The sequence below is a fragment of the Fortiea contorta PCC 7126 genome, assembly GCF_000332295.1.
Taxonomy (GTDB): domain Bacteria; phylum Cyanobacteriota; class Cyanobacteriia; order Cyanobacteriales; family Nostocaceae; genus Fortiea; species Fortiea contorta.
Genome location: NZ_KB235930.1, coordinates 15,694 through 39,661, shown reverse-complemented (window position 1 = coordinate 39,661; position 23,968 = coordinate 15,694). Strand labels below are relative to the sequence as shown.

Annotated in this window: 25 protein-coding genes; 10 read left to right on the top strand and 15 right to left on the bottom strand. The window is 40.6% G+C overall.

What is annotated here, in order from left to right; genetic code table 11:
- Nucleotides 1–192 precede the first annotated feature (192 nt).
- The 3 genes from MIC7126_RS0100225 to MIC7126_RS0100215 all read left to right on the top strand — a co-directional run bounded on the left by MIC7126_RS0100225 (nt 193) and on the right by MIC7126_RS0100215 (nt 2,583).
- Nucleotides 193–399, top strand: a complete 207-nt coding sequence (locus MIC7126_RS0100225) for a hypothetical protein (protein WP_017651102.1) — start codon at nt 193–195, stop codon at nt 397–399.
- A gap of 129 nt (nt 400–528) precedes the next feature.
- The gene (gene purM, locus MIC7126_RS0100220) at nt 529–1,557 is read left to right on the top strand and encodes a phosphoribosylformylglycinamidine cyclo-ligase (protein ID WP_017651101.1); all 1,029 of its coding nucleotides are present in this window, start codon (nt 529–531) and stop codon (nt 1,555–1,557) included.
- Nucleotides 1,558–1,896: 339 nt separating this feature from the next.
- Nucleotides 1,897–2,583, top strand: coding sequence for a PHP domain-containing protein (locus MIC7126_RS0100215; protein WP_017651100.1), 687 nt, complete (start codon nt 1,897–1,899; stop codon nt 2,581–2,583).
- A 105-nt stretch (nt 2,584–2,688) separates the two neighbouring features.
- Here the strand turns inward: MIC7126_RS0100215 and MIC7126_RS0100210 are convergent, their stop codons facing one another.
- Together MIC7126_RS0100210 and MIC7126_RS0100205 are read right to left on the bottom strand one after the other, a co-directional pair.
- On the bottom strand, nt 2,689–3,330 hold the full coding sequence (locus MIC7126_RS0100210) for a Uma2 family endonuclease (protein WP_017651099.1): 642 nt from the start codon (nt 3,328–3,330) through the stop codon (nt 2,689–2,691).
- Nucleotides 3,331–3,521: 191 nt separating this feature from the next.
- A complete protein-coding gene (locus MIC7126_RS0100205) occupies nt 3,522–4,805 on the bottom strand; it encodes a hypothetical protein (protein ID WP_017651098.1) in 1,284 nt (427 codons plus the stop codon).
- 206 nt (nt 4,806–5,011) lie between these two features.
- Between MIC7126_RS0100205 and MIC7126_RS26945 the strand changes: the two genes are divergently transcribed.
- Nucleotides 5,012–5,575, top strand: coding sequence for a hypothetical protein (locus MIC7126_RS26945; protein WP_017651097.1), 564 nt, complete (start codon nt 5,012–5,014; stop codon nt 5,573–5,575).
- Here the strand turns inward: MIC7126_RS26945 and MIC7126_RS0100195 are convergent.
- Complete coding sequence (locus tag MIC7126_RS0100195) at nt 5,513–6,778, bottom strand: IS701 family transposase (RefSeq protein WP_017651096.1); 1,266 nt, start codon at nt 6,776–6,778, stop codon at nt 5,513–5,515. The two genes, MIC7126_RS26945 and MIC7126_RS0100195, sit on opposite strands and share 63 nt — an antisense overlap.
- 101 nt (nt 6,779–6,879) lie before the next feature.
- Between MIC7126_RS0100195 and MIC7126_RS0100190 the strand changes: the two genes are divergently transcribed.
- The gene (locus MIC7126_RS0100190) at nt 6,880–7,413 is read left to right on the top strand and encodes a hypothetical protein (protein WP_017651095.1); all 534 of its coding nucleotides are present in this window, start codon (nt 6,880–6,882) and stop codon (nt 7,411–7,413) included.
- Between the two features lie 32 nt (nt 7,414–7,445).
- Here MIC7126_RS0100190 and MIC7126_RS32325 read toward each other — a convergent pair whose 3' ends face one another.
- Nucleotides 7,446–7,682: a DUF4351 domain-containing protein gene (locus MIC7126_RS32325; RefSeq protein ID WP_017651094.1), complete on the bottom strand. Its 237-nt coding sequence runs from the start codon at nt 7,680–7,682 to the stop codon at nt 7,446–7,448.
- A 393-nt stretch (nt 7,683–8,075) separates the two neighbouring features.
- Between MIC7126_RS32325 and MIC7126_RS0100180 the strand changes: the two genes are divergently transcribed.
- The gene (locus MIC7126_RS0100180) at nt 8,076–8,945 is read left to right on the top strand and encodes a DUF5895 domain-containing protein (protein WP_017651093.1); all 870 of its coding nucleotides are present in this window, start codon (nt 8,076–8,078) and stop codon (nt 8,943–8,945) included.
- Nucleotides 8,946–9,099: 154 nt separating this feature from the next.
- Here MIC7126_RS0100180 and mltA read toward each other — a convergent pair whose 3' ends face one another.
- From mltA to sfsA, 3 genes are all read right to left on the bottom strand, one after another.
- Nucleotides 9,100–10,356, bottom strand: a complete 1,257-nt coding sequence (gene mltA / locus MIC7126_RS0100175) for a murein transglycosylase A (protein WP_026099928.1) — start codon at nt 10,354–10,356, stop codon at nt 9,100–9,102.
- A 3-nt stretch (nt 10,357–10,359) separates the two neighbouring features.
- Entirely contained in the window at nt 10,360–10,614 is a 255-nt protein-coding gene (locus MIC7126_RS0100170) for a hypothetical protein (protein ID WP_026099927.1), read from the bottom strand.
- A gap of 251 nt (nt 10,615–10,865) precedes the next feature.
- On the bottom strand, nt 10,866–11,591 hold the full coding sequence (gene sfsA / locus MIC7126_RS0100165; RefSeq protein ID WP_017651090.1) for a DNA/RNA nuclease SfsA: 726 nt from the start codon (nt 11,589–11,591) through the stop codon (nt 10,866–10,868).
- Between the two features lie 349 nt (nt 11,592–11,940).
- Here sfsA and MIC7126_RS0100155 point away from each other — a divergent pair, with 349 nt between their 5' ends.
- Entirely contained in the window at nt 11,941–12,609 is a 669-nt protein-coding gene (locus MIC7126_RS0100155; protein WP_017651088.1) for a 2OG-Fe dioxygenase family protein, read from the top strand.
- Nucleotides 12,610–12,779: 170 nt separating this feature from the next.
- Here the strand turns inward: MIC7126_RS0100155 and MIC7126_RS0100150 are convergent, their stop codons facing one another.
- Nucleotides 12,780–13,928, bottom strand: a complete 1,149-nt coding sequence (locus MIC7126_RS0100150) for a DUF711 family protein (RefSeq protein ID WP_026099926.1) — start codon at nt 13,926–13,928, stop codon at nt 12,780–12,782.
- 151 nt (nt 13,929–14,079) lie between these two features.
- Here MIC7126_RS0100150 and MIC7126_RS0100145 point away from each other — a divergent pair, with 151 nt between their 5' ends.
- Nucleotides 14,080–15,345 (top strand): tetratricopeptide repeat protein, encoded by a 1,266-nt coding sequence (locus MIC7126_RS0100145; protein ID WP_017651086.1) that lies wholly within the window; start codon nt 14,080–14,082, stop codon nt 15,343–15,345.
- 212 nt (nt 15,346–15,557) lie between these two features.
- Here the strand turns inward: MIC7126_RS0100145 and MIC7126_RS0100140 are convergent, their stop codons facing one another.
- From MIC7126_RS0100140 to lipB, 3 genes are all read right to left on the bottom strand, one after another.
- Nucleotides 15,558–17,138: an ABC transporter permease subunit gene (locus MIC7126_RS0100140; RefSeq protein WP_017651085.1), complete on the bottom strand. Its 1,581-nt coding sequence runs from the start codon at nt 17,136–17,138 to the stop codon at nt 15,558–15,560.
- Nucleotides 17,125–17,334, bottom strand: a complete 210-nt coding sequence (locus MIC7126_RS0100135; RefSeq protein WP_017651084.1) for a hypothetical protein — start codon at nt 17,332–17,334, stop codon at nt 17,125–17,127. The genes MIC7126_RS0100140 and MIC7126_RS0100135 overlap by 14 nt, the downstream gene beginning before the upstream one ends.
- A 79-nt stretch (nt 17,335–17,413) precedes the next feature.
- Nucleotides 17,414–18,088: a lipoyl(octanoyl) transferase LipB gene (lipB, locus tag MIC7126_RS0100130; RefSeq protein WP_017651083.1), complete on the bottom strand. Its 675-nt coding sequence runs from the start codon at nt 18,086–18,088 to the stop codon at nt 17,414–17,416.
- Nucleotides 18,089–18,647: 559 nt separating this feature from the next.
- Here lipB and hpf point away from each other — a divergent pair.
- Nucleotides 18,648–19,313 (top strand): ribosome hibernation-promoting factor, HPF/YfiA family, encoded by a 666-nt coding sequence (gene hpf / locus MIC7126_RS0100125; RefSeq protein WP_017651082.1) that lies wholly within the window; start codon nt 18,648–18,650, stop codon nt 19,311–19,313.
- A gap of 229 nt (nt 19,314–19,542) precedes the next feature.
- On the opposite strand, the gene MIC7126_RS0100120 is transcribed toward hpf, so the two are convergent.
- Genes MIC7126_RS0100120 through MIC7126_RS0100110 form a run of 3 tightly spaced genes read right to left on the bottom strand, consistent with a single transcriptional unit; the run spans nt 19,543 to nt 20,691 of the window.
- Nucleotides 19,543–20,001 carry a peroxiredoxin gene (locus MIC7126_RS0100120; protein WP_017651081.1) on the bottom strand — a complete coding sequence of 153 codons (459 nt, stop codon included), beginning with the start codon at nt 19,999–20,001 and terminating at the stop codon, nt 19,543–19,545.
- A 52-nt stretch (nt 20,002–20,053) separates the two neighbouring features.
- Nucleotides 20,054–20,473: a hypothetical protein gene (locus MIC7126_RS0100115; RefSeq protein ID WP_017651080.1), complete on the bottom strand. Its 420-nt coding sequence runs from the start codon at nt 20,471–20,473 to the stop codon at nt 20,054–20,056.
- 2 nt (nt 20,474–20,475) lie between these two features.
- On the bottom strand, nt 20,476–20,691 hold the full coding sequence (locus MIC7126_RS0100110; RefSeq protein ID WP_017651079.1) for a hypothetical protein: 216 nt from the start codon (nt 20,689–20,691) through the stop codon (nt 20,476–20,478).
- Between the two features lie 131 nt (nt 20,692–20,822).
- On the opposite strand from MIC7126_RS0100110, the gene MIC7126_RS0100105 reads away from it, so the two are divergent.
- A complete protein-coding gene (locus MIC7126_RS0100105) occupies nt 20,823–21,950 on the top strand; it encodes an acyltransferase family protein (protein ID WP_017651078.1) in 1,128 nt (375 codons plus the stop codon).
- Between the two features lie 14 nt (nt 21,951–21,964).
- Here MIC7126_RS0100105 and MIC7126_RS0100100 read toward each other — a convergent pair whose 3' ends face one another.
- Entirely contained in the window at nt 21,965–23,716 is a 1,752-nt protein-coding gene (locus MIC7126_RS0100100) for a pentapeptide repeat-containing protein (protein WP_026099924.1), read from the bottom strand.
- Nucleotides 23,717–23,968 lie beyond the last annotated feature (252 nt).

Here is a 23,968-nt window from a genome sequence, read left to right as displayed (position 1 = left end):
AATTTATCCAAATTTATTTTTTTATCCTCAATCAGCAATGCCCAAAAATAAATGTAGAGACGTTGCGTTTGCTTCGTCTCTACAATGCTTTTGTTTAAGGCATAAATCATTATTTCCGCAAGTCCATTTTTGGGAATTGCGATATTTTAGTCTTGCTGCGCTAGTAGTCCCCAAATTCCCCAAGCAAATATTATGAATAGCAGAGAACTAGCTCAATATTTAGAAGCAACGAACAGTATTGCTAAACCTTGGTTATTAGTGCAACTACGCCTCAAGAAACTGCAAGAACGCCAAGCGCTGATTTCCCCAGATACTTACGCTGAGGAACTGCAAGATATCTACCAAGATTTGATGAATTTGGGGGAATGGTGGCGCGGTATGGAAGATGAGGTGTTTTAGTTGTTAAGGCTCAATGGTCAAACTGGCGACTAATAAATTCCCTAAATCTCAAATCGACTGACTACCTGTAGCACCTAAATATGTAATGATAACCTTAGTTTGTCGCAGATTGTAACGGTGCCGTCAGGAATGGATTATCGGGATGCTGGAGTTGATGTTGAAGCTGGTCGAGCCTTTGTCGAGCAAATTCGCAATTTGGTTCACAGCACCTTTAGGCCGGAAGTGATTGGTGGACTAGGCGGTTTTGGTGGTTGTTTTCAGCTACCTAGCGGTTATCAAGAACCAGTGCTAGTTTCCGGGACAGATGGTGTGGGTACAAAGCTAAAAATTGCTCAAATTCTCAATAGTCATGATACAGTTGGCATCGATTTAGTGGCTATGTGTGTCAATGATGTCTTGACATCTGGTGCAGAACCACTATTTTTTTTAGATTACGTAGCAACAGGCGCTTTAAATAAAGAGCAGTTAACTAAAGTTGTGGCAGGGATAGCCGCTGGATGTAAACTGGCAGGTTGTGCTTTATTAGGGGGAGAAACAGCAGAAATGCCCGGTTTTTATCAAGTCGGAGAGTATGACTTGGCTGGGTTTTGTGTGGGGATTGTGGAGAAAAGCCAGATGCTGGATGGTTCTCAGGTACAGGTGGGAGATGTAGCGATCGCCCTCGCAAGCACTGGTGTACATAGCAATGGTTTAAGTTTAGTCAGGAAAATTGTCAGCGATCGCGGATTCTCTTGGAATGAATGCCCAGAATCATTAGCTGGTGAAACTCTCGGCGCAGCTTTTCTTAAACCCACGCGCATTTATGTTAAACCTGTCCTAGCTGCTCGTCAAGCAGGTATAGAAATTCACGGCATGGCTCACATCACAGGCGGTGGATTACCAGAAAATTTACCTAGATGCTTGGGTAAAGGTCAAGCTATAAAAATTGACCCCAACAGTTGGATTTTACCTCCTCTATTTGAGTGGCTAGCTACAGCCGGCAGTGTGAGTTCTGAGGCTATGTACAACACCTTTAACATGGGTATTGGATTTGTGCTGCTAGTACCACCCCATCAGGTACAACAGACAATTACTTACTTTCAATCACAGGATATCCCAGCTTTAGCGATTGGTGAGGTAATTGCTGGCGATGGTGAATTAGTGGGATTACTTAAATAAATTATCGAAATAATACATTAAATATCAAGCTATTTCCGCTTTTCTTGAGTGCAGCATAGTCAAAAAAGCCGGAATTATAAAGAATGCACGACAATTACCGTTTTTAACCTTAACTAGATTTAGAGAAACATTTTTTACATATAGTTATACAAGCAATTGAAAATACTCATGTCCGTCAGCGTTGAGATTTGCTAACGTAGTCTTAACATATTGAAAAAATTTGCTGATGCAGCTAATAAAAATAGCTACTAACACTACTTTCAAGTGTTAGTTAATTGTCATCAGGAAATCTGGTGCGTGGGCGTGTTGAGAATATTATATTTTGCCTCAGAGGGGGTTATGGTTGTAAATTTTGCCCGGACTTCTGCTCCTACGGAAATTTTGAAACAGGTATTTGAGAATATTGATGCTCAAAGTTGTCCGAGGTTATTTAACTTTCATATGCACACTGTTTTTTCAGATGGCAGATTGCAACCCCATGCTTTAATGGAGCAAGCGATCGCTATCGGATTACAGGGACTAGCCATCACCGATCATCATAGTATCGGTGGTTATCAAGCGGCGCAAGCTTGGTTAGAAGATTGGCAATGGAAAAATCCTGGTGTCAGCACTCCTCGTCTGTGGAGTGGGACAGAAATTAATGCTAATCTTTTGAACATTGAAGTTCATATTTTGGCTTATTCTTTTGAGCCAGAACACCCCAGCATGAAACCTTATTTACAAAGAAAAATTGCTACGGGTAATGAATATCAAGTAAAAAATATCATTGCAGCTATTCATCAAGCAGGAGGATTAGCAGTATTAGCTCATCCAGCGCGTTATAAGCGATCGCATCTTGACTTGATTCCCGCAGCTGCGGAAAATGGTATCGATGGCGTGGAAACCTTCTACGCTTACAACAATCCCAACCCTTGGAAACCAAGCGTGTTGGAATCAGAACAGGTGCAAAAGTTAGCCGCTAAATATAATCTGTTCAATACTTGCGGTACCGATACCCACGGTTTAAATCTGCTTCAGCGCTTATAAACATGAAGTCGATTTTCCCTAACACTCCTGGTTATTCCAGCCAGGGGAGTTAATACTAATTAGTAATTGGTAATTACAAAATTTCAATTTGTATTTGGTTTTAGATTATTGCTGAAATTGAGCCAGTAACCAAGCGACAACTTGACTTTGATTCATTTGACGAGTGCGACGAAAAGCTTCTTCTAGCAAAGAAATTGCTAATCCTGGTAGTACTTGAGATTGAGTAATTCTTCGACTACCGCCATTTTCCATAGCAAAAGCAATAACTTGAACATTCTGGACATCAATAATCCAGTATTCATCTACACCTAATTCTTCATACAGTAGCCGTTTTTCACCTTTGTCATCTGCTAAAGAAGTACTCGCAACTTCAATCACCAAATTTGGGGATGAATAGGTATCTAGGTTAATAATAGAAGTCCCCCAAGGAATCACATCAGCATTTTCACCAATGTAATAAGAAACATCAGGCTGTGCATCGTTAAAGCCAGTTTTACGGTAGGTACAGTTATCCTTTCCATTCATCGCAATACCTTTGATAGCCGCATAATTACTAGCAGCAAGGATAACAATTGTGTGGTCGCTAGCGTGGTCATTACCTATGGGTGGCATTTCAATCCTCATTTTATTGTTTTTGTAGTACCCTTTGGCTTTTTCATAAGCAGAATTTTCAATTACTTGAATATATTCATCCCAAGTAGCTGCTATCCAAGTGTCAGTTGGTAATTTTGTTTGTAGGTTACTCATAGATAATTTGAGTAGGATAAGACACTGCTTTTATTATGACTTAAGCATTATGCCTGGGTTAGTTGCTGATTAAAATTTTAATACATAACTCCTAAATCATTTATGAATAACTAGATCCCCGACTTCTTGAATAAGTCGGGGATCTGAAGCCATGCAATTTTTACAAATCAAGTAAGTATACTTTAGTCTGATTATACGTTTGATTTATCTTTAACCTTAAAATACCAATAAAGATTACCAACTGTTAAATCTGGTATTTTTTGCCAATTTGAGGGAGCAAATCCTTGATAGCCAAATTTTAATGCTTGCTGATTAATATAAGATTCGTGTTGTCTACGTAAATCAGGTTTAATCATAAATATAAGCTGATCGCGCAGAGATAAATAATGAGATTTTTGTTTTAAATTTTCATAAAATGCTAATTCTTCTGGCTCAGACACAACAGCTACTTCTTGCTTATTCTCCTCAACATTAGCAGACTGAATATGCGAACTGGCTAAAAGTTGCCGTTCATCTGCTGATAAAGTTTGTATCCAATCAACATGATTTTGCCATGATTCCAACACAGCTAAATCATTATTGCGAATACAGAGAATTTCCGGGAAGATAAAATCTAGTTCTTCCTCAGATTCACATTTCTCAATAACAGTTAGGCAATCTTGACGAATTTTGTGTTGGAGGTAAGAAAGGCGATCGCTCACAGCTGCTGACTGATTTTGCAATTGGAAAGTTAAAGCGATCGCCTGCTCAATTGACCAAGCACATTCTACTCTGCGAAGGTGTCCAGCCGCAGAGGTTTTGTCTAACAAGTGCGGATTATTATAATTTGCCAAAGCATTAGTCAATATCAGCCTTGCACCTCCCAGAGTATCATTTTTGATATTTTGGTCTTTACATAACAGAGCCGTTTTAATTAACATTAATGCTTCTTGAAATTGACCATAGGCTTGAATTAAGACTAAGCGATGATTCTCAAATTTAATATCTTCAGCAACTTGGTTAATCCGTTGAATAATTTCTGCTCCCTGGTCTCTTAAAGCTTGTTTTAGATTAATAAATCCATCTTGAACTTCTAATCTCAGTTGCTTTACATCTTCCCTAAGTTTCATAGTTTGGTAAAGGTTTACTGCTGACAGCACTCCCACTGCTACAGTACCAACACCAATTACAGATGTAGTTGCTTGTAAAACTCCCACACTGTTTTGTAAGGTTTCAAGCATTTTGTAGGTTTTTTGAAACCCCAAATGAGTTTGAAGCATTTGCAAGCCACCCATGACTAGCTGTGCGGGAGCAAATACGGTATTTAGCGGAACTCCTATTGCTTCACTTGCAATACCAACCGCGTGAGCTACAAATTTACCAGTTACTTTATCTCTGGCTATACCCAATAATTGTCCTGTTGCTGTATTACGAACAATTTCATAAACCCCAGACTTAATCCCAGCCTGTATTACGGGAGCAAATACAAACAGCATATTATCACTTGATCAAAAGATAATTTTTCTCAGCCTAGCTTTTGTAATCACCAAAAATAACCGTATTTTTTCGGAACATGTTACTAATGACGAAATTTGGGAATACTGTAATAGGAATAAGAATAGTAGGTGGAAAAATTCAAAAACTATTTTAAGTTGACTTCGACACGATTCAAACTTTGTCGCAGATTATTTAAAGGTGCAGTATGAACGAATCTTTTAAGGAATTACAAAATATCAGTAAATCTATAGATGAAATTTTGAGAGTTGATGAAATTTCCCAAGAAATAAAGGAATCTGCTAGCAAACTCAATAAAACAGTTGAACCATGTGTTAAAGAAATTCAACAATCTGCCAGTAGGCTCAATAATCTAGTTCAAGGCTGTTTTAATGATTTATCACAGGCTGAAGATATTTGGCATAGCAAACAAAGGATTGATCAAATAGCGACATCTGAAATATGGGAAGAAGTTGGTGATTTAAGTGGTCGTGTGTTGAGATTGCGTCGTCTAGGGAATGAATATAAATCCGAGACTGTGAAACAAGTAAAAAAATCTTGGTATAAAAGGATGGCTAGACTAGAAAATAGCAGCTTTTATAGCAACACAAACAAACCCAAAACTTCATTAAATATTTTTGAAAAAGACGATTTAATTAAAAATTTACAGTCAGAAGTAAATTTTCAATTAGCGGGACTTAAACAAAAATTAAGCCCAAATAAAGCCGAAACTGGCTTTATGAGAGGCAAATACGTCACGATTAATGGTTAGCCATTCAAAAAAACGGAAAGAAATCGCTGTTCTAAACGCTTCTAAAGCATCAGTAAAAGTGTTCAAAGGTTTAGTTGCCCACCTACGTCTCAAACCCCCAGTCAGCTGATGCCAAAGAATAAAAGTATAGGCACAAAAAACCAGGATAAAATGTCGTATGAGACTAGTTTTATCTCGGACTTGATATTCTTTTAATCCGAGAAAGCCTTTGGCTTCTCGATAGAAAACTTCCACCCAATTTCGTTGAGAATAGGTGTTGACTATCCATTCTGGAGTGACAACAGATGTAGAAACATTAGTGATAAAATAGTCGATATCAGTGGCATTTGAGAAAGTATCAGCATTCATCACGATAGCTATACTTCGCTGTCCCTCTAGACGTGATATCTCTACAAGTCTTGTTGCTACCCACACTGTTCGGGATTTATCTAATTTGAGTTTAATTTCGCTAAAAGCTTCTTGGGGCAACGTCTGTGCTAATTCATCTAGCCTGATTGTTTGTTGATAATTTCCTTGGTTACTAATTGTGACTTTCCGATTTTTGGCTACTCCTCCTAAATACTTTAAGTTTCGCTTTTCTAGTTCTAATAGGAATGATGTATTGTTACCATATCCCGCATCTACAATTACTATTCCTGGTTGATATCCTCGCTCTCTTGTTTGGTCTATTAACTTAATTGCTATCTCGGTTTTCTTCTCAAATAATGGGTCTTGTTTCCCCTGTGGTAATGAATCAGCGTGCTGATATAACTCTATATCTAATGGTAGGCTTTTTCTGCCATCATATAAATGACTTGTTACCACTACTATTCCATTATCAGTCTTACCGATTTCTCCAATATATTGTCTTCCAACTCCTTCAGTCAAGTTACCACTTTTCCTATGCCCTGAATCATCAATTATCAAGCTAAATCCCCGATTAATTCTAGTTTGACTACACTTGTTCATTACCTCCAAGCGTCTTTCATTCAGCTTTTTAGCCGACCAAGGTGCATCTGTTAAAAAGTGGTGTAATCTATGGTAATTCACCCCTATGGCGTTTCCTGCCATCTGTAACAGGTTTTTTCTCTCACTTTCCCCCAATAATCCCCCTAAATAATGTCTGAACTCCCTTTTTTGCGCTTGATGATTAAATACATCATCAAACCTTTGACACCATTTTTCAAAGCATGGGGGCATGGCTGTGGGAGTTGTCTCTTTCATCAGGCTTATTTTAACGTGAAACCTATGCTATATCTGCATTATAACCTCTTTTGCTCTCTTTTTTTGCTTAAGTCCCGTTAGAAGAAACACAATCTAGCTTAATGCAGAGTACAGCCTTAATACTTGAGCAAGAAATTCAGCCACAAATATCATTTATTCAAGTATGTGTTGACCAGCTAGATGAACAACGAAAAACAGAAATTAAACCTCAGTTCAATTCCCTTATTCAGTCAATTGTTCATCTAGTTGAAAGAGCGATTAGAGGGAATATTATATATATATTATCTGTTAATGTTAAAGATTTGATTGATTCTATTAGAAATGCCGCTGACACCTTAGCAAAACAGGGAGTTTTAGGGATCAGTATGGAACAGTTTACTAAGTGCTATGAGGAAGTTGCTATCAGGTTGGAGAAGATAGTTGTTGTAATGTTTGATGAATTAATTAGATTAGCTACTCAAAGAATTGAACAGGCGATCGCATTCTACAATGACTTTCTAGAACGACAGGCGCGATATCAGCAGGAAACACCCAAACAACGACAAGCTGAGAAAGCCTGGATTGATCAGCAGCGTTCGCAATTAGTACGTGTGCAAAATGGAATTGAGGATATATTGAATCAATCTGCTGGGTAGCGCTCGCCTACTCAAGTTGATCAAAGCGATCGCTACCTATCACTCAACCAAGCTTCTAAATCAGCAACAGTAGAAAAATCCAACAACGCTTCACCCAAATCCTCCAACTCAGCTACAGATAAACTCTGAATCCTTTCCTGTAACTGGGGAGTTAGGGAACCAAAGCGGCGATTTAGCAGGCGCTTAATCAGTGCTAATTCTCCCTGCTGTCTTCCCTGAACTAGTCCTCGTTCAATACCTTCTTGCATCCAGCTAGTAACAATTTCCATGACTTGTTCCTCCTGTCTTGGTTCAATGCTAGCAAGTTGTGCTTCAAAGGCGGCTTTCTCTCGGTCGTTTAACTTCAGGTAAGTATCAATAAAACCTGAAATTAACTGTACTTGTGCGGGGTTTAAGCCTAGATTTGCCAGTAACAGACAAGTGGGTGTTAAAATCTGCTGGAGAATGTGTCTGATTTCCCAAAAGAGTGGTACAAAAGTATTAGCTCCTAATTGCGATCGCTGATCACTCTCTCAAAATTTTTGTGAATATGTGAATAGCTGTAAGTATTACAACATCGGCTAATTGTGCCCTTGCTCGGAAAATTACCCCAAAATCAGCGTTGCAAATCCTCTCCACACAGATACACTTGTTTAACGAAACACTTTTGATAGCCGAAAAAGATGAAAGCATCTGCTAAGTTCGACTTTGAGGACGAGAAATTTAATGCACCCCCTTATAAAGTCATCCCCTGGTGTCAGATGATTAATCCTCGGTATGGCGCAGATGGACTCCAACCCCACGGTTTAGCGATTAAACTGGATAATGCGAATGCTGTTGGTTTTCAGCCTGATGAAAATTGGCAGCAAATAGAACATGAGTTTAGCTCTGGTAATGAAACGGTATTCATGAGTACCTCACCTAGCTTAGTGATCGTGCGCCGGGGGCCATTATCTGTCAAAGACAGGGAAACTGGTATTAAGTTAGGTACACTAAAAGATAATTATGATGCTTTTCTCGCAGACAAGCTGAAATTTAAAACCTTCACTCGCTACTTAATTTTTATAGTCGGAGAAAACAAAAAATTTCTACACGATTTACCACTGCAGTTAACTCTCAATGGTGCTGCTGGAGCGAGTTTCAGTAAATCTTATTGTGAATTTCAACAAGGCAAAGTCACTGGTGGCTTTGTTGCCGAATTAGAAAAGACTTATGCTGGATATCGTAAGCAACCTTTGACACCGAAAGGGCCGCTGTTCCACGCCCACGGGATTTTTTCGCCGATAATTGAGTGTGAAGAACGGGGTATCGAACCAAATACAGTTTTGGTTGCTTCTACCGTCAACTTCAAACATCCCACCGTCGGGACTTTAACTCAATATTTGATTGCTTCCGACTCCCAGGAATCTGCAATTATCTGCAAAGCTTTTGAAGAACACAAAGAGTTTGGTAAGGAAACAGTGAAAATAGAAACGCCTAAATTAGAAATGGCGGGGGTTTCTAATTCTTACGTTTACGCAGATGAAGACGATTTTGCATATCCGCCGTATTAGGATGGGGCACGGGGCATGGTAAAATCCTCCCCTAGCCCCTAACTGATACACATAGGGAAGCAGGGGAAGCTCTTGAGGCAGGGGGAGCGATAAAAGTGATGTGTATCAAGAATTTCGTGAAATGGTATAACCCCTATTCCCTAGCCCCTAACCGCTATTCCTTCAGCAGTAAATAATACAACGAACCGTTACCGCCTGTGACACCGGCGCGATCACCTGCTAATTTACCGGTACCCATGAAGTAATCTACTCTTCCCGGCCCTTTGATGGCGCTACCTGTATCTTGATCTAGTACAAAGCGGCTGACTTGACGATATTCTAGTTTGCCAGGGCGGGCAGGATAAGGTAAAGAAGTATTAACTAAGGCAAGGGCGCCTGGAGGCATGAGAGACTTGTCTGTGGCGATGGAACGCTCTGCAGTCACCGGCACATGAATACTACCTGTGGCTTGTGTACCGTTTGTTTCTTTGAAGAACACAAACCGTTCCCAACGGGGAAGATAATTGTTTAACTCTTTGGGATTTTGTTGGAAAAATTGCACAACACCTGGTAGCGTTAATTTGTTTTGCGCCAGCTTACCATCTTTTGCCAGTTCTCTACCGATACTTGTCCAAGGATAATCTGTGCCGCCTGCATAACCAACGGAGGTAGTTCTACCGTTTGTGAGTTTAATTTGGGCGGAACCTTGGATATGTACCATGTATGCATCTAGGCGATCGCGGAACCAAACTAGTTCTAAACCGCGTAGCTGGCTTTTGTTCCCCAATAAACCGTCTTTTCCTTCCAAATCTAGCCGTTTGGGGTGAGGTTTAGCCCATTTTTCAAAGTCTGGTGGTAGGCGATATAAGGGGTATTTATATACTGATGTTTTTACACGACTTGCCGTATAAATTGGCTCGTAATAAGCTGTGAATTTTACAGTTCCGTTACCATCGTTGCCCACGGATTTATAAAAAGCAAACTCTTGACGGACAGCAGCTTGTAGTTGTGCTGGAGATTTAGATTTAACTACCAACTGGCGGAAACGCAGTAAACTCCGACGCACGCGGTCGAGGGTAATTCCGGGAATGGGATATTGTTGATAGGTGGCGATCGCTGTATCCTTCGCTAAATAACGCAGACTGTTGTCAATCGATGCGAGTAGCGCTAGGCGATCGCCTTTTTTACCCCTGCTACCCCAAATTTGCTCATCCCAACCCAAACAAGCGTGGCGGGGGGTACAATCGCTTCCTAAGTCCATCAGTTTCAGCGGTGGTGATACTTCAGGAGTACTCGGCGGTACGGGGATGGGTATCACAGGGCTGGTCTGGATTGGCGGTGGTAAATTTGGCACTTGAGCCACAGCAGACCATAGTGTATTTACGGTGGTAATTCCTAGACTTAAGGAAAGCAAAGCAAGGGTTTTTCTCATCATTTATTGGTATCTTTCAACACTAGAACTAAAAACTGGTTCTACTCGCAGCGCTACAATTCGAGATGGGCGTACCACCATATACTCTCCTTGAATGTTCTTAATCGGCACGCTGATAAAGTCATGAGAAGCAGCTTTGGGCACAAGTTCGCCGCTATACCACTTCTGGAACTCTTGAATAGTCGGAAAACGTACTTCTTCCCGGTGTCCACTTTCCATGAGGATATGGATTATGTATTCATTCGGTGTTCTAGGCATAAGATTGAATCATTTGCAACATGTCCCACCCATTGTTAACCACGCTACCCCAGAATGAGAAGGGGAAGTATACGGGAGAGTGCTGAATTAATCAGCCATGACTCATCACACCTAACTCTTGACTTTAGACGGTAGAAGCCCTTACCAGTTCCTCAAAAAAGCAATCTGGATATTTCGGCGATTATCTCTATTTTCTAGCAAAAATGAGCCTAATTAGTATTAGAGTTATTTATGAAAAGCTGAGGATTTTTTTAAATTTTTAACTCTGCTAAACCCAAATACTCGACACCTTCTGGAGAGATATGAAAACGACAAGGTAAGACTTCTAAACCAAGAGCGATCGCACCGCGTAACAACTTACCATAAATTGGGTCGGTGATATCCCCTGGAGCAAATTCAGTACAGTCGCTGCGGTTAATGAAATAAAGCATAACTGCACGATTTTGGGGTAAAAGTGCGCTCAATTCTCGCAGATGTTTTTGTCCTCTGGTCGTCTCTGTGTCGGGAAATAGCGCTAAGGTTCCCTGAGAAAAGGTTGTATTTTTAACTTCCAAATAAATTGGGCGCTCCCCATCACTTCCTGTTAAATAGAAATCCACTCGACTTTTTTGATCTTGTCCATAAACTACTTCCCCTTTGATGTAGCTATAGTTGTCTAATTCTGGAAACAGATGCTTTTCTAAAGCCAGTTTAATAATTCGATTTGGTAGAGCTGTATTCACACCTACCCAAGTTGGCTGGATATCATTTACTTGGATTAATTCTAAAGTGTAGCCTAGCTTCCGATTCGGGTTATCGCTTTTGGAAAGCTGTACTACGCTTCCAGGGGTGGAAACTCCAGTCATTGGCCCTGTATTTGGACAGTGCGCTGTGACTATTTCTCCAGAAAGAAGTTGAATATCTGCAAAAAAGCGCTTGTAGCGTTTGAGCAGTGTACCAAGAAAAAGGGGTGGGTAGCGGTAAAGCCAGTTTGTCATTTTTTATGCGTCGAGGGAAATTTGCGGCTTTGTTGCTGTTGAATCTTCATATTCAATGTAGAGACGGAAAATTTTCTGTTTCTCAAAGGATTTTGGGTCAACACGAGATGCTTTTCATACATTCAATGAACAACGCCTATTGTGGGAATAATCTACTACCTAACCAATGTTACGTTGTTTTGGCTTTCGTTCTTTTGGAAGTTGCGAAAATTTTAGAGCAGTTGCATACCATGAAATGGTAATTTTTGTAGTCGTTTTTACGACAATTTAATAAAAGGTAGCATATACTAGGTATTATAAGCCTCCAAAAAAATACTGGAGGATGACTATATGCAAGGAGGTAAATCCTATGCAAACACTTCGAGAAGCAACGGAATTAGAATACGCCTTTTTATTTACGCTCAGGAAGGTAAATTCGATTAAGGTGGAGGGTTTTAAACCATTTTTTAACAATTTACCTGTTGATCCTTATATTAAAGGTAACTATCGTTTGAGAAGATTATCTCGTTTCTTGGTTTCTCAGAAACAGTTAATTAAATTACCTCATGGTTATCTTTTCCAAAGTAAACAATATAATCCCTTAGTGGGCGATGTCAAAAGAGAGTTTGCTGAGTTAGACGATGCGCTTATCGAATTAGATATTTTTAAAAATCTTGTTTTAGCTTTTGTTGATTCCTGTAAACTGCATCCAGAGGCGGAAATAGGAGTTCATCAAATTAGAACTACTTGTTCATCTGAAAATTTGGGTAATCCAGCGCCTGAAGGAATTCACAGTGATGGTACTGATTTTGTCGGGATTTTCTCTGTAGATAGAGACAATATCCAAGGTGGCGAAACACATTTATATACTGCGAGAAAAGAGAAGCCAATTTTTAACAAAATTCTCCATCCCGGTGAACTTTTATTGGTTAATGATCATGAATTTTTGCATTTTACTACTCCTATTAAACCACTAACTGATGCTCAGGGAACGAGAGATGTTTTTGTGTTAACTTCTCCTAGTTTACTTTTGGAATAATCAGGATGAAGTATGAAGGATGGAATGGAAAAAGTTGAATAGTAAAGCTGTTGTATAAATACTTTAGTGGCGCGCAAAGGAGAAAGCTGATCAGCTTGGAGATCAGGGAGTGAGAGTAGTTATTTACTGCCTAATTTGTTGAATAACTAGGCTACTTTTTCTAAATCTCTTTAATCTACAGCAAATATTCGACAATCTACAAGATACGGGGAATTGAAGTTAGTCATTTCCCCGGCTTTTTTATGGGGGATAGGAAATAATCTGGCTGAGAGGGGTTTATTAAGTTTGAGGGCTAAAGTCGCTAAATCTGTTAATATTGCTGCTAGTTTATCGGTGGTGATATCGCCGGGAATGGGAACTGTATCTAGTCCACAACCACAAACGGCTGAATATAATAATAAGTTAGTAATATTGTAGGTTTGCTCGTTGGCTCTGGTGGCTAAACCGATATCTTCACAAACTGGAAGCATTAAGCCAGAATAACCGCAGGTTTTGATAGATACGCTTTTTAAAACACGAGTTAACATCCCAGAAATTGCTAAAGTTCCTGACTGTCCAAATTTACCATGCATGAGTTTTTCATAGGCGAAAACAATGCTATGATTTTTGTCTAATGATGGAGCGAGAGAGGTGTCAATTCCTTGATATTCAATGGCGAATTGTCCAGATATTGTTTGAGCGATCGCCGCAATTTTTTGTAATTCAGTTTCTAATATTTCTTGCAGTTTGATTTCGGCTATTTGTAGATTTTCGGCTTGAGAAAAAGCTTGCATTACTAAATCACAACATTCTAAGCCGATAGCAAAAGCTGTTTGACCTCGGTGGTATGATGTAGGGAAGAAGGGGATACCTGGTTGACAGTTTGCCCATGTACAAAAGCGAAAGTTTCCATAGCCATTTTCGGTTTCTTGGGAAATGCGCTGAATCAGTTTTGCAGATGCTTGGATATTTTCAAAATTGATACCAGTTTCGCTATCTGCAATTTTGCTAGAACAGAAAATGAGCGATGTTTGTTGATTAATATCGGCGATTAAAGCGATATTTGCGGGTTGGCTGGTGTCACCAATGTTAAAGAAGCTGACATCTAGATTTTGACAAAGTTGTTCTATGGCTTGAATTTGTTTGATAATTTCTCTAGGAGATAATCCTGCTAGATATTCTTCCCAAGAATTAGTAGTTATTCTGGTGGTTTGGACTGTATAACCTTGTTGTGTAAATATTTTCTGGGCTTGTTGATTAAACTCAGCCGCTTGTTTAATTTTTGCGGTTTCTGTGGCAGATTGTAAAGAAATTCCTGTGGTGATGGTTCTAATTTTCATGATGACGGCGATGAGCAAAAAGGTAGATGTCATCCTATACTAATTCGTAATTAAGATACACTACCTGCTTGGGGGTATCATCGGGAAGATGTCGCAGCGACGGTGAATATTTATATAGATAGTAATCGACTGAATTAACTAAACAACAGCCATGAGTGATGAATTCTACAACCGGGGATTAGCAAAGGCTAGACAAAAGGATTATGCTGGAGCTATTGAGGAGTTTAACCAGGCTTTGCAGTTGACGCCATACTTTCCGGAGGCTTATCTGCAAAGAGGTCTGGTGTATTATGACTCTGGAGCAATTTTGCAGGCTGTTTCCGATTATACTGAAGCTCTGAGGCTCAATCCTGAGTGTGTGGAAGCTTATTATTCTCGCGCTTTAGCGAGGATAGCTTTGAAAAATCTACCAGGAGCACTGGAAGATGTTGATCGGACTATTCGTCTGCGTCCTCATTATGCTCCAGCTTATAGTCTGCGGGGAATTGTCCGGCGCAAACAGGGTGATATTCAAGATGCGATCGCTAATTTTAAAATAGCCGCAGAGTTATATCTGGCGCAAAAAGATAAGGAAAATTGTCGTCTGTGTATGGAAAGTATTCAGCAGCTAAAACCTGTGGAAAAATCTGCGATTTCTCAGCCTAAATCTGCAAGTGTCACCATTAATTCCACAAACGAATATTTTACGCAACTATTAGATAAGGCGGAAAAAGGAGATACGCAAGCGGCGATCGCAGATTTAAATTGGGTATTACAAGCTGATCCAAAAGACGCTCAAGCCTATTGCTGTCGGGGGGTGGTGCGGTGCAAAATGGGGAATTATCGAGAAGCGATCGCGGATTTTAACCAAGCGCTACAGTTGAATTTTCAAGATGCGATCGTCTACCGCAACCGTGGTAAAGCTCGTTCGTTTTTAGGCGATCATCAAGGGGCGATCGCAGATTTTAATCAAGCGCTACAAATTCAACCCCAGGATGTTTTAGTTTATGTGGCTAGGGGTAACACTCAACGATTAAGCGGTAATTATCTCAGCGCTATTCAAGATTACACCCATGCTCTGCAAATTAATCCCCATGAGGCTCAAGCTTACTACAATCGTGGCATTGCTTACACTCTTTTAGAAGAAATGCAACAGGCGATCGCTGATTATCAAAAAGCTGCGAGTATTTTTTGTGAACAAGAAGACTGGGAAAATTATCAACTAGTTACTAATAGTCTTGAAAAAATTCACAAATCTATTCCTGAATCTAGAAACCAAAAATATAATCTGTTGCGACAAAAATTATTACGCTTAGTTGGGGGACAATGGGAAATTGCTCAAAGGTTAATTCAGCAGAAAAAAGATTATTATCCTGGGATGTTGGAAGAATGGTATTTGCAAAAAGTGATTGCGGAGTTAGAGGGCGATCGCTTGTAGGGGCGTAGCTTGCTTCTCCGTTTCGGAGTACGGTTGTTCGCTTGTAGGGGCGTAGCTTGCTTCTCCGTTTCGGAGTACGGTTGTTCGCCCTGAGCAACCATTCATGTGTTGCAAAGATTATTTGAATTGGTATGAGTTAATTTTTTTAACGCAAAGGGACGCGGAGGTAAGCGCAGAGGTACGCAGAGGTTTTTCGCGGCTTTTAATAAATGTCATCCTTGTTTTTTCTGGGGATGCATCCAGGTTTCTAAACGACTAAATGCTTGAGAGGAAAGTAAAGTTAAACAGAGATAAATTATGGCGACAGCGGTGTAAATTTCAAAGGCGCGATAGTTATCGGCGACTATTAGCTGTCCTTTGCGAAACAGTTCTTCAAAACCGATGACAGCAACTAAGCTGGTATCTTTCAATAAGCTAATAAATTCATTGCTTAATGGGGGTATCATGCGTCTTATGGCTTGGGGAAAAATTACAAGTCGCATAATTTGGAGAGGATTTAAACCTAATGATTTTGCAGCTTCTGTTTGTCCAATTTCTATAGATTGAATTCCGGCGCGGACAATTTCTGCAATGTAAGCGGTGCTATTTAAACTTAACGCTAATACTCCAGCTACCCAGCGGTCAAAGGTCAAGGTGAAACCTAATTCTTGCGCGATCGCTGGGATTCCAAAGTAAATCATAAAAATCTGTACTAGTAAAGGGGTTCCGCGAAAGAAATCTACATAAGCTCTGGTTAACCAACGCACGGAGATAATGGGAGAAAGGCGGAATATCCCAATTAAGGAACCTGCAATTAAACCGATTAATCCAGAAGATATTGTCAGTTGTAGTGTGACTAAAACTCCTTGGAAAAGAGTTGGAAAGGAATTAAAAATTAGTTTAATTGAGGTAAATATTCCTGGAATTTCTGCTCCAGTTTGATTTTGATTTAAAACTGTTTCTGGTAAATCTGGTGGTGTATCTTTAAACCACTTTTGATAAGTTTGTGTGTAAGTTTTATTTTTAAATACATTGGTCAAGCTTTGATTAATTAAAGTTAAATATGGTGAATTTTTGGCAGTTGCAATTCCATAAAATTCTTCTGTAAGCAATTGTTGTACAACTTTAATACCTCGAAGATTACCTGTATTAATTGCGTATAATGTCACTGGCGCATCATTAATTACTGCATCTACATTTCCATTGAGTAGTTCTTGCAAAGCTAAAAATGCTGAATCGAAAGTACTAATTTTTGCACCAGGAATTTCTTGGGCTTTTTTAGCACCAGTTGTACCAATTTGGACGGCGATTTTTTGATTTGCTAGGCTAGCGAAATTAGTAATATTTTGATTATCGGTGCGAATAGCGATCGCTAAACCTGCTTTAATATAAGGACGAGAAAACGCAATTATTTTCGCCCTCTCTTCAGTGATGGTTATGGAACTAATTGCTGCATCTACTGTTTTAGCTCGTAAAGCGGGGATAATACCATCAAAAGGCAGACTTTGAAAGTCTACCTGAAAGTTAGCCGCCTTGGCTACTGCAGACATCAAATCAATAGAAAAACCCTGCAATTCACCACCAGTCCCTTGAAACTCAAAGGGTGGAAAAGTCGGTTCAGTCGCAATTCGCAGACTTTTTACGTTACTAGGTTGAAAACTACAACCACCTAAGAATAAACAACATAAGCTGACAACCAAACACCAACGCCACCAATTCCCAAAATTAAATTCCCTGCTCTGGAAATGAGGCGATGGAAAATTTTGACTATGCTCTATTCCCCATTGCCAATTACTTAATTTACAGATATTCACGCAAAAAATCAAAGGGGTCATCTTCCCAACAAGGTTCTGGCGGTAGTAACAACAAACTACCATGAACATCTGCTTCAATTTCATCTACATCATCTCTGTCAAAAAGTTCAATCAAAGCTTTCCAGTCGCGCTTTCTTAGAGCAATTGAAGGTGCAGCGTATATTTCTACATTCATAACTCTAGCTTTAACAAGCATATATTAACCAAATATTTTAGCTATATTTAATATCTACATATTCAGTAATTACACGTTTAATTTATCTGCACCGGAAAAATTATTCACGTTGTGCATCGATGAACTCTACGCCAAACACCTCTGCAAAGCAATTTGACACATGAGAACGTACCTCTTGACAAGTAATACCGGGAATCCATTCTGCTAAACTGCTTACAGCCTTATCAGTGATTCCACAGGGAACAATTTGTTGAAAGCCAGTCATATCCGGACAAACATTGAGTGCAAAACCATGCATAGTAATCCAACGGCTGACTTTAATTCCTATGGCTGCAATTTTGCGCCCTTCTAACCAGACGCCAGTAAAAGGTGGAAACCGTTCTCCCCGTAGCCCATAAACAGCCAAGACGCGAATTAAGATTTCTTCCAATTGCCGTAAATACCAATGTAAATCTTGGCGATATCGTTGCAGATTTAAAATTGGATACCCCACCAACTGACCAGGACAATGATATGTGACTTCGCCGCCTCTTTCAACTCTGTGTACCTGATGAGAAACCTCGTCAAGGTTAAATTTGAGGAATTCCAGACTCGCGCCTTGTCCTAGGGTATAGACGCTTGGATGTTCCAGCAAAATTAATACATCATCCAGATGGGGATTTTGTCGCCGATCTTCAAATAGCGATCGCTGCCATTCCAGCGCCTCTGCATATGCTATCAGTTCTTCGTTATATAGTAAACAATTGTATTTTTTAGACTCAGTACTACGGATCATGCTAAAAATCAACTAGTAATAGGGAGAAAATATGTTGCAAGTCAGCAACTTAGAGTGAGCAAATGTCAAGCTATGCAAAGGATTTTAAAGGAACATCAACGGAACCCACTTTAGAAAATACAAAGTGCTAGTTTGAATATATAACCTCAACGGTGTTAGGAGGAATTCTCTGCAATAAGCATCACACCAAAACAAAGAGGAAGGAAAACACTGATTGATGATGAAGAATGAATGTTTGCATCCCCAAGGACTAGTATTCTCTATCAAAAGCAGGCAAACCACCGATGATAGACAAAGAAGGGTGTTAACAAAACCGGATATAAAAACACGATTTTAGGCACACAAACAGTCAAATAAAAGGCTGTCCTTCTCAAGTATAAAGAATGAAACTGCCCAACCAACCATCAGGATGGGGCAAATAGCAACTTTTTCATTCTTTACCCTTGGCTTTAGTTCCAAAAAGACCCTCAGAGACTGTTTTGGTGGTACTGATAGACCTTACCGCAACTCCATTTCTTTCAAAACTAATTCACATAAAATATCGAGCGGGAGAGTTTACATGAAGCTTGTCATCCACGGCAAAAATATTGAAATTACCGATGCGATTCGGGAGTACGTGCATCAAAAAATAGAAAAAGCAGTTAATCATTTTCAGAACATTACGAATGAAGTTGATGTTCACCTCAGCGTAGCCCGCAATCCCCGGATTAATCCCAAACAAGCGGCTGAAGTTACTATCTACGCTAATGGTAGCGTGATTCGTGCCGAGGAAAGCAGCGAAAACCTATACGCAAGTATTGACTTGGTGGCAGATAAAATTGCCCGACAATTGCGTAAATATAAAGAAAGACGACAAGATAAAATCACTCAAGCCCAACCAACAACCGAAGCCGTAGTTCCAGAGACAGCAGCGACAGATTTAATCGGCGATCGCACCCCTGAACTGCCAAACGAGGTCGTCCGCACTAAATACTTTTCCATGCCACCCATGACTCTAGCAGCAGCCTTAGAACAACTGCAATTGGTAGGGCATGACTTCTACATGTTCCATAACGCCGAAACTGGAGAAATTAACGTTATTTATGAACGTAACCACGGCGGTTATGGCGTCATTCAACCCCGCCATAACAACGGTCACACCAACGGTCATAGCAACGGCAAAAACGCTAAAGCTTCCCACCCTAACATCATCTTACCGGAAAAATCACACGCAAATAAACCCTAACTAAAACTAGAGGAACGCATATAGCTTTTGCGTTCCTCTGCGATTACCTCCCGAACTTTGCTCAACGCGGGAAACCCGCGCACGCAAGTTCTCTCCGCGTTCCTCTGTCTTGAAAAGTTTGCTCAACGGGGGGAACCCCCCTTCGGGTTCACCACTTTGCTTATGCCGGGAAACCCGTCCACCGCAAGTGGTTCACCGCACGCAACTTTTCGCTGCGTTAAAAAAAATCTTACTTCGCCAACGCCTGTAACCTTGTCAAAGCCTCCTGAACGTGGCCTTGAAAATTAAACATGGAGTCAAACACGTATTGCACAACTCCCTCTTTGTCAATCACATAGGTAACTCTCCCAGGGAATAAACCAAAAGCCGCAGTGGCGCCATAAAGCTTGCGGATGCGATCGCCCTTGTCACTCAACAGAGTAAAAGGTAAGTTGTATTTGGCTGCAAATTTTTGATGCGATTCGCTAGAATCACCGCTAACGCCAATCACCTCAGCCCCAGCAGACTTAAACACCTCATATTGATCACGAAAAGCACAGGATTGGGCTGTACATCCTGGGGTGTCATCCTTGGGATAAAAATAGAGCACCACAGCATTTTTACCGCGAAATTGATTCAGACTGACTGTGGAGCCATCTTGAGCAGGTAAATTGAAATCAGGTGCAGTATCGCCTACTTTAATTGCCATGTTAATAAAAAAATTCCCGTTTTAAAATTACAAAAACAGTATCTAGTTTAAATCAATCCCACACTTCAGACAGCGCAGTAATAGCTGCATTTCTAGCCTTAATTTCCTCTAGGTATCTGTCAGCGTCTTCTTCTCCAAAATGTTTTTTCAGTGTCAAGTACTGATTAATTGGTGCATAGTACAAAAGGATAACAACCTCATAAGTTTTATCTTCTGGTGTGCAAATTTGCCAAGTTTGCAAGGTATATATATCTGCTTCATCATCTGACCTGCCATATCCCCAGACTCTGGTAAAATATCGCTCGCTTTGATTTTTTACAGCTTTATTTAAATCATTAATAAAGCTATTAACAGACGTATTAGCACAACCACCACCAGTTAGAGGTAGATAGGGAGCAGAAGGCATAGGTAGAGAAACAAGCTCAATTCTCGGAGGATTTTCACCCCAATCTTGATATAATAGGGCGTTCATGACTAACTCCAAAATTTAAATCGACAATCATAATCTTTTCCTCCTTTGGGTTCAATCTCAGCATCAAAACCATCATATTTCGCTTCTTCTTTGCATCGGGCTTCCGCATTTTTTCTATTATTTGCTTGAATATGAATTTTTTCTGTCTGTAGCGTTGCTTCTTCATCAGGCAGATATTCGCCGTAGTCTTGACTACTTTTTTTACTCAACCAACTCATTTGATTATTCCTGGGCATTTTGCTTATAAAATTTTACCTTGTATTTCAGTCTATAAATTTTACTTGCTCGTCTGGGTTAAGAAGAGTAATGTTGAATCCTTAAAATATAAATAAAATATCAAATCTTGTCTATGCGCCTAACTTCTCTTGATGTCTTTCGCGGTCTCACCATTGCGGGGATGATTCTTGTCAATATGGTGGGAGTTGCTGAGGATAAATATCCGTCTTTAGATCATGCTGAATGGAACGGTTGCACACCCACAGATTTGGTATTTCCGTTTTTCCTGTTCATTGTGGGTGTGGCAATGACTTTCTCTTTATCCAAATACACTGAAGGTAACGAACCTAATTCTACCGTTTACGGGCGAATTTTCCGCCGCGCAGCGATTCTCTTCGCTTTAGGTTTATTACTCAACGGCTTTTGGAATAAAGGTTTGTGGACTTTTGATTTCAGTAGTATTCGGTTGATGGGAGTGTTACAGCGGATCAGCTTGAGTTACCTGTTGGCATCTGTTGCCGTACTCAATTTACCACGCAAAGGACAATGGATACTAGCTGCAGCGCTACTGATTGGTTACTGGTTGTTGATGATGTATGTACCTGTTCCCGGTTATGGTGCGGGGGTGTTGACGCGGGAAGGAAATTTAGGCGCTTACGTTGACCGCTTAATCATACCCAAAGCCCACCTGTATAAAGGAGACGGTTTCAACTTCATGGGAGATCCAGAGGGATTGTTTAGCACAATTCCCGCCGTAGTCAGCGTCCTGGCTGGCTATTTTAGTGGACAATGGATACGCAGCCAACCAGTGCGATCGCGCACAAGTTTAGGATTAGCATTATTTGGTATTGGTTGCCTAATTATCGGTTGGGCTTGGGGATGGACATTTCCGATTAATAAAAAGTTGTGGACAAGTTCTTATGTCGTCTTCAGCAGTGGTTGGGCTTTGTTACTGCTAGCTGCTTGCTACGAACTCATCGAAGTGCGGCTGATCCGGCGCTGGAGTCAACCATTTAAAATTATGGGATTAAATGCGATCGCTCTTTTTGTCGCTTCTGTGTTACTAATTAAAGTCTTAGCAAAAACCAACATCGGCACAGGTGAAAATGCCCAAAGTATTTACAATTGGCTTTACCAAAATGTTTTTGCTACTTGGGCGGGTACATACAACGGTTCACTGTTATTCGCCTTAGCCACCGTTTTATTTTGGTGGATGGTTGCTGTTCTCATGTACCGACAACACTGGTTTATTAAGGTTTAATCTTCATTCGTAACTCACAAATGATCCAACCCCAATTCGGCTTTCAAAGCTTCAGGAACATTTAGCGCTGTCTCCAATCCCCGCACCCCTTCCCACTGTTGCTTTTCACCCCAATTCATTTTTTCTAAATTAGCGTCACTCATATCCGCCCCGCCCAAAATAGCGTAGCTCATATCACTCTGACTCAGGTCAGCGCCATTGAGCAGGGCGCCGCTGAGGTTGCTACGACTAAGGTTAGCTCTGTTGAGGTTAGCATAGCTCAAGTCTGTACCAAAAAGCACTGCATTACTGAGGTCTGCACCGCTGAGGTCGGCGTCGTTGAGAATCACACCGCTAAGGTCGGCGTCGTTGAGAATCACGCCGCTGAGGTCTACTCCACTCAAGTCAGCACCTAAAAACATAGTGCCGTTAAGTCTGGCAAAGTTGAGCTTGGAACCGTTAAGTTTTGCATAGCTGAGGTCAGCGGCGGTAAGAATAGCATTTCTCAAGTTGGTATTAAATAAAATTGTGTCACTGAGATTTGTACCGTTGAGGACAGCGTTACTCAGGTCAGCCCCACTGAGGTCAGCGCGACACAAATCACCATGGTTGAGATTGACGCCGCTGAGGTTGGCGTCACTAAGGTTAGCACCAAAGAGGTTGATATGACTGAGGTCGGCGCGGTTGAGATTGGCGTCTTTGAGATTAACGCTGCTGAGGTCGGCGCTGCTGAGGTCGGCGCGGTTGAGGTCGGCGCTGCTGAGGTTCGCATGGCTGAGGTTGGCGCGGCTGAGGTTCGCACTGCTGAGGTTAGCGCCACTGAGGTTAGCGCTGCTGAGGTCGGCGCTGCTAAGGTTCGCGTGGCTGAGGTTGGCGCCACTGAGATTCGCATCACCAAAGTTTGCACCTGATAGGTTAGCTCCGCTAAAGTTAACGCCTGTAAAATTAGCATCTCCTAAATAAGCATTGCTGAGATTTGCACCGCTAAAATTAGCACCTGTGAGATTAGCATCTCCTAAGTAAACACCCTGAAAGTTGCCACCTTTGAGGAATTCCCCGACAATACTACTAAAGTTACCAATTTCTATCGCATCGCTGTAGTTGATGATCCGGAGTAGTTGGGAGGTGAAGAAACTTTCTGTGTCCGGTTGTGTGGAGGGATAGAAGTTAATTTGTGGCTGGAGTTCGTTTTGTTCTTGGGCGTGGCGATGTAACTCCAATAATAAAATTAATACATTTAGTCCTGCGTATATATCTACTTGTCTAAGTCCGATGACAATTCCTTGCGCTCTCATGCGGAGCATTTTTTTCTGAGGTAAATTGTCACTGGGCACAGCGTCGATGAATTCTCCCTCACACCAGCGGCGATAAAAGTCTTCTAAGCATTGGTATAACTGCACTGGACGAAATTTTTTCCCCGCAATCAGTAAGTTCATGACTTCGGCGACAATTTCCGTGGTGAGGGCGCCGTTACCTAGGACATCATAAATCTCTTCATCAAGTTGGCGATCGCCTATACGGATTCTACTGATCTGCTTGTTGTTTGTCTGCAGTTTCCCACCACTGGGTTTTGTCCATTCTTCCAAGCTTTTTTGTAGTCTTTGTACCAGTGAGGAGCCGGATAAATGATCTACTGTAGTTTTAAGAATTTTATCAGGCTCCGGAATTATGTTTCCTGAAGTGAAGTTTCCTTCCACTGCCAAAGATGTTTTCTGCGGTATTTCTTCTGAGCATGTACCCTGCATGTAATTTCTCAAATACTGCCAAACCTGAGATAATTGCGTCATGTTTTGTATCCGCTAACACTATACAACCACTGATGAAATAGAGCCTAATTGCAATTTTTTCCTTTATCAACAGCTTTTGGGCTACAAGATAAATTAGTGTAATATATGACTTAAATTAGAAAAAAGCAGTACTACGAACTTAATCTCCAAGAGTTTTACATTTTGTCACCAAGCTAAAGAAATTATGTATTTTTCTCTAAGTTTATGGGTTTTGCCGCAATTGTTATACTTACCTCCAGCATGATTACAGCC

Excerpts from the sequence above, each read along its gene's own strand:
- MIC7126_RS0100225 (WP_017651102.1), top strand. The coding sequence starts at position 193 with ATGAATAGCAGAGAACTAGCTCAATATTTAGAAGCAACGAACAGTATT.
- purM (WP_017651101.1), top strand. The coding sequence starts at position 529 with ATGGATTATCGGGATGCTGGAGTTGATGTTGAAGCTGGTCGAGCCTTT.
- MIC7126_RS0100215 (WP_017651100.1), top strand. The coding sequence starts at position 1,897 with ATGGTTGTAAATTTTGCCCGGACTTCTGCTCCTACGGAAATTTTGAAA.
- MIC7126_RS0100210 (WP_017651099.1), bottom strand. The coding sequence starts at position 3,330 with ATGAGTAACCTACAAACAAAATTACCAACTGACACTTGGATAGCAGCT.
- MIC7126_RS0100205 (WP_017651098.1), bottom strand. The coding sequence starts at position 4,805 with ATGCTGTTTGTATTTGCTCCCGTAATACAGGCTGGGATTAAGTCTGGG.
- MIC7126_RS26945 (WP_017651097.1), top strand. The coding sequence starts at position 5,012 with ATGAACGAATCTTTTAAGGAATTACAAAATATCAGTAAATCTATAGAT.
- MIC7126_RS0100195 (WP_017651096.1), bottom strand. The coding sequence starts at position 6,778 with ATGAAAGAGACAACTCCCACAGCCATGCCCCCATGCTTTGAAAAATGG.
- MIC7126_RS0100190 (WP_017651095.1), top strand. The coding sequence starts at position 6,880 with ATGCAGAGTACAGCCTTAATACTTGAGCAAGAAATTCAGCCACAAATA.
- MIC7126_RS32325 (WP_017651094.1), bottom strand. The coding sequence starts at position 7,682 with ATGGAAATTGTTACTAGCTGGATGCAAGAAGGTATTGAACGAGGACTA.
- MIC7126_RS0100180 (WP_017651093.1), top strand. The coding sequence starts at position 8,076 with ATGAAAGCATCTGCTAAGTTCGACTTTGAGGACGAGAAATTTAATGCA.
- mltA (WP_026099928.1), bottom strand. The coding sequence starts at position 10,356 with ATGAGAAAAACCCTTGCTTTGCTTTCCTTAAGTCTAGGAATTACCACC.
- MIC7126_RS0100170 (WP_026099927.1), bottom strand. The coding sequence starts at position 10,614 with ATGCCTAGAACACCGAATGAATACATAATCCATATCCTCATGGAAAGT.
- sfsA (WP_017651090.1), bottom strand. The coding sequence starts at position 11,591 with ATGACAAACTGGCTTTACCGCTACCCACCCCTTTTTCTTGGTACACTG.
- MIC7126_RS0100155 (WP_017651088.1), top strand. The coding sequence starts at position 11,941 with ATGCAAACACTTCGAGAAGCAACGGAATTAGAATACGCCTTTTTATTT.
- MIC7126_RS0100150 (WP_026099926.1), bottom strand. The coding sequence starts at position 13,928 with ATGAAAATTAGAACCATCACCACAGGAATTTCTTTACAATCTGCCACA.
- MIC7126_RS0100145 (WP_017651086.1), top strand. The coding sequence starts at position 14,080 with ATGAGTGATGAATTCTACAACCGGGGATTAGCAAAGGCTAGACAAAAG.
- MIC7126_RS0100135 (WP_017651084.1), bottom strand. The coding sequence starts at position 17,334 with ATGCTTGTTAAAGCTAGAGTTATGAATGTAGAAATATACGCTGCACCT.
- lipB (WP_017651083.1), bottom strand. The coding sequence starts at position 18,088 with ATGATCCGTAGTACTGAGTCTAAAAAATACAATTGTTTACTATATAAC.
- hpf (WP_017651082.1), top strand. The coding sequence starts at position 18,648 with ATGAAGCTTGTCATCCACGGCAAAAATATTGAAATTACCGATGCGATT.
- MIC7126_RS0100120 (WP_017651081.1), bottom strand. The coding sequence starts at position 20,001 with ATGGCAATTAAAGTAGGCGATACTGCACCTGATTTCAATTTACCTGCT.
- MIC7126_RS0100115 (WP_017651080.1), bottom strand. The coding sequence starts at position 20,473 with ATGAACGCCCTATTATATCAAGATTGGGGTGAAAATCCTCCGAGAATT.
- MIC7126_RS0100110 (WP_017651079.1), bottom strand. The coding sequence starts at position 20,691 with ATGAGTTGGTTGAGTAAAAAAAGTAGTCAAGACTACGGCGAATATCTG.
- MIC7126_RS0100105 (WP_017651078.1), top strand. The coding sequence starts at position 20,823 with ATGCGCCTAACTTCTCTTGATGTCTTTCGCGGTCTCACCATTGCGGGG.
- MIC7126_RS0100100 (WP_026099924.1), bottom strand. The coding sequence starts at position 23,716 with ATGACGCAATTATCTCAGGTTTGGCAGTATTTGAGAAATTACATGCAG.